Origin of the sequence: Kitasatospora sp. NPDC056531, from assembly GCF_042794375.1 — a bacterium.
In the GTDB taxonomy this organism is placed as follows: Bacteria; Actinomycetota; Actinomycetes; order Streptomycetales; family Streptomycetaceae; genus Kitasatospora.
In genome coordinates this window covers 6054-6752 of sequence record NZ_JBHTTU010000161.1, presented here as the reverse complement: position 1 = coordinate 6752, position 699 = coordinate 6054, and the positions used below count along the sequence as shown (strand labels likewise).

Below are 699 nucleotides of genomic sequence, written 5' to 3'. Positions count from 1 at the left end.
CCCGGGGGGGGAGCCCCTCCCACCCCCGGTACACGCGCATCAGGGGTCTCGCCGGTAACGCCGCCGGACCGAACGCAAGGGCAGCGGGAGACGCTTCGGCCGGGCGGCCCGCGGCTCCTCAGAGGCGCAGGTCCATCCGCTGTTCGACCGTGTCGAGGCCGAACTTGTGGGCGGGGCGGGAGACGGTGAGCTCGAAACCGGCCTGCGCGTACAGGTGGTGGGCGGCGTCGAGGCCGGCGACCGTCCAGAGCAGCACGCCCTCGTACGAACGGGCACGGGCCTCGGCCAGGGCGGCCCCCAGCAGCCGACGGCCCAGGCCCCGGCCCCGGACGTCCGGGTCGAGGATCACCCACCGCAGCTGGCCCCAGCCCGGGCGCTCCTGCGCGCGGACGAGGCCGGTGGCGCCGACCACGCGGCCGTCGAGTTCGGCGACCCACAGGCGGCCGGGGGCCGCGTCGCCCTCGCGGACGCGGGCCAGGACCAACTCGGCCATGCCGGCGGCGACGTAGGCCTCCATGGTCGCGTCCATGCCGTACTCGCGAGCGTAGAGAACGCCGTGCAGGGCGGCGACGGCGCCGAGGTCGCCGGGCCGGTCGGCCTCGCGGACGGTCGCGATCGCGGGCTCGGTGGCGGCCATGGCAGCATCCCCTTCCACTGAAACACTCGTTTCAGTGGAACGATAGACCCCGTGTCCAATCC

At 75.0% G+C, this 699-nt stretch carries 1 protein-coding gene; it reads right to left on the bottom strand.

What is annotated here, in order from left to right:
• Positions 1 to 118: 118 nt before the first annotated feature.
• Positions 119 to 637, bottom strand: coding sequence for a GNAT family N-acetyltransferase (locus ACFQ87_RS42825; protein ID WP_380616389.1), 519 nt, complete (start codon positions 635 to 637; stop codon positions 119 to 121).
• Positions 638 to 699: the final 62 nt, after the last annotated feature.